Origin of the sequence: Blautia sp. An46 (assembly GCF_002161645.1) — a bacterium.
Taxonomy (GTDB): Bacteria; Bacillota; Clostridia; order Lachnospirales; family Lachnospiraceae; genus Blautia; species Blautia ornithocaccae.
In genome coordinates this window covers 1-2665 of record NZ_NFIF01000044.1, presented here as the reverse complement: position 1 = coordinate 2665, position 2665 = coordinate 1, and the positions used below count along the sequence as shown (strand labels likewise).

Annotated in this window: 3 protein-coding genes; all 3 read left to right on the top strand. The window is 50.0% G+C overall.

Features of this window, described 5'->3' with window-relative positions; translation table 11 throughout:
• Positions 1-84: 84 nt before the first annotated feature.
• The 3 genes from tnpA to tnpC all read left to right on the top strand — a co-directional run bounded on the left by tnpA (position 85) and on the right by tnpC (position 2592).
• Positions 85-429 (top strand): IS66 family insertion sequence element accessory protein TnpA, encoded by a 345-nt coding sequence (gene tnpA / locus B5G00_RS18350; protein WP_242971432.1) that lies wholly within the window; start codon positions 85-87, stop codon positions 427-429.
• The gene (gene tnpB, locus B5G00_RS18345; RefSeq protein ID WP_087163148.1) at positions 422-775 is read left to right on the top strand and encodes an IS66 family insertion sequence element accessory protein TnpB; all 354 of its coding nucleotides are present in this window, start codon (positions 422-424) and stop codon (positions 773-775) included. The genes tnpA and tnpB overlap by 8 nt, the downstream gene beginning before the upstream one ends.
• A gap of 146 nt (positions 776-921) precedes the next feature.
• Positions 922-2592 (top strand): IS66 family transposase, encoded by a 1671-nt coding sequence (gene tnpC / locus B5G00_RS18340; protein ID WP_087275074.1) that lies wholly within the window; start codon positions 922-924, stop codon positions 2590-2592.
• Positions 2593-2665: the final 73 nt, after the last annotated feature.

The window sequence follows — 2665 nt, the reverse complement described above, 5'->3', positions numbered from 1 at the left end:
GTAAGTAGGTAATCATCCGTATCTTCAAATCCCTTCCTGCATTTGATAAGATGTTCTCAAATGATGGAGGTGATACCAATAGAGATGGATGGCAATAAAATCTCAAAAACTGATCTCTGGGCTGATCGAGTCCATTCTTTCCAGGAAAGCGGCTTATCCCGCAAAGACTGGTGTCAGCAGAATGAGATCCCACAGTCTACTCTGGGCTATTGGATCCGTAAGATCCAGTCAGGAACTACTGGAACGGAATCTTTTTCTGATCCGGTGTTCGCAAAGCTCCCGTCGGAACAGGAGCTGCAGTTTAACGCTCCGGCAGGAAATCATTCTATTACGATCTTTCTTCCGGGAAACATCCGGATTGAAGTGGGTGCCGACTGTCCTGCCAGGCTGATGACTGCTCTGCTCCAGGCTTTGAAGAACTATGCTTGATTTTTCAGGAAGCACAACGGTCTATCTGGCGTGCGGGGTTACGGATCTTCGCAAGAGTTATACCGGTTTAGCCGCAATCATCAAACTGAAATTCCATCTCGACCCGTACTCCCGCTGTATGTTCGCATTCTGCAATCGCAGACGCACCTTGATTAAGATCCTCCAGTGGGACGGTTCCGGATTTTGGATCCTGATGAAACGCCTGGACCGGAATTCCTTCCATTGGCCGGACACACCGGATGAACTGCGGAAAGTGACTCTCAAAGAGATCCACTGGCTGTGCGATGGATTGTCCCTGAATCCCAGCGGCGCTTTTGAAGAACGCCACCCAAAGATCGTGGTCTGAGCCCGTTTCCTGTCAATTCGCAAAAAGCCGAAAATTCCTTGATTTTACGCAGATTTTCCTCTGCTCCTGAAAGCAGTTTCCAATAGAAACCAGCTCCTTTTTATGGTAAACTGTCCATAGAGATTTCAGAAAGATGAGGCGGCACGATGGATCCGATTTTTACAGAGGAACAACTGAACAGGATGAGCAGGGATGATATGCTTTCACTGGTAAAGATCATGCAGGGGCATTATCAGAAACAGAAAGAGGCCCTGGAAAAACAGGAAACGAGGATCCAGCTCCTGGAAGAGAAAACAAAGGAACTGGAATTCCTGAACGCCATGCTCTCGGACCGCCTTACCCTTGCCCAGAGGAAACGCTTTGGAGCGTCCAGCGAAAAATATGCGGACGGGTATACCCAGCTGGATCTTTTCAACGAGGCAGAGCAGGAAGCGGATCCCAATGCCCCGGAACCGGACCTGGAAGAGGTCCATCCGTCTTCTTACAAGAGGAAGAAACGTTCCGGCAAAAAGGAGAAAGACCTTTCCTCCTTTGAGACAACCGAAGTGATCGAGTACAAGCTGACAGGGGCAGACCGTTACTGCCCGGACTGCAATACGAAATATAAGGTTGTCACAAAGGAAACCGTAAAACGGCTGAAATTCGTTCCCGCACGGTTTGAAGTCGTGGAAGAAGTGACCTTTGTATACAGCTGCCCGAAATGCGGAGCCATGAAGCGGCCGGAAAAAACGCCGTCCCTTCTGAAAGGCAGCGTGGCAACGCCATCCCTGGTGTCGGGCATCATGAATGCCAAGTATGTAAACGGGATGCCGCTTGCCCGTCAGGAACGGGAATTCGCCCGGTACGACCTGAACCTTTCCACAAAGACCATGGCGAACTGGATCATCCAATGCGCGGACCGGTATCTGCAGCCACTCTACGCTCTGATGAAAGAAGAGCTGCTCCGGAGTAGATATTTACACGGAGACGAAACCCGGATCCAGGTGATCGATGAACCGGGCCAGAAGGGCTCCACCCAGAACTGGATGTGGGTCTATCTCACCGATGAATACAGCGGTTCACCCCGGATGGTCCTCTTCCAATATGAAAGGACCCGCGCCGGATATCATCCGGTGGAATTCCTTGGAGACCAGTTTGAGGGATATTTCACCTGTGATGGTTACCAGGCATACCACAGTCTCCCAGAAAGGATCACTGTAACGGGATGCATGGCCCATGCGAGGCGCAGGTTTGATGAAGCCCTGACGGTACTGAAAAAGGATTTCACCAAAGAGCAGCTGAAGGAGACAACCGCATATCAGGCAATGGCACGGATCGGGATGCTCTATAAGATTGAGGAGATGATCCGTGACAAGTCACCGGAAGAACGGTATGAAGAGCGTCAAAAGCAGGCGAAACCGCTTTTAGAGGCTTTCTTTGAGTGGCTTCATACACTGGAGGATTCCGTAGACCGGTCTTCGTTGATCGGTGAAGCTGTCCTGTACACCCTGAACCAGGAAGCTTATCTGAAAAGATATCTGGAGGACGGACACTTAAGTATTGATAATCTGGCAGCGGAACGTGCACTAAAAAACTTTGCGACAGGGAGACGGAACTGGCTTTTCGCAAAGAGCATCCGTGGAGCGCAGGCCAGCGCAACTGTATACAGCATCACGGAAACAGCCATGCTGAACGGGCTGAAACCCTACAATTATCTCACCTATGTGATGGAGCAGATGAAAGATCTTAGTCCATTCCCGGAAAAGGAAGCTATGCTGGAACTGCTTCCATGGTCCAACAGCCTGCCGGCTGACTGCCGCAGCAAACTGAAAAAATGAGAGACTAATTTTCCCCCGGTAAATACTGGGGGATTTTCATATTTTGTCAAGATACGGATGATTACCTACTTAC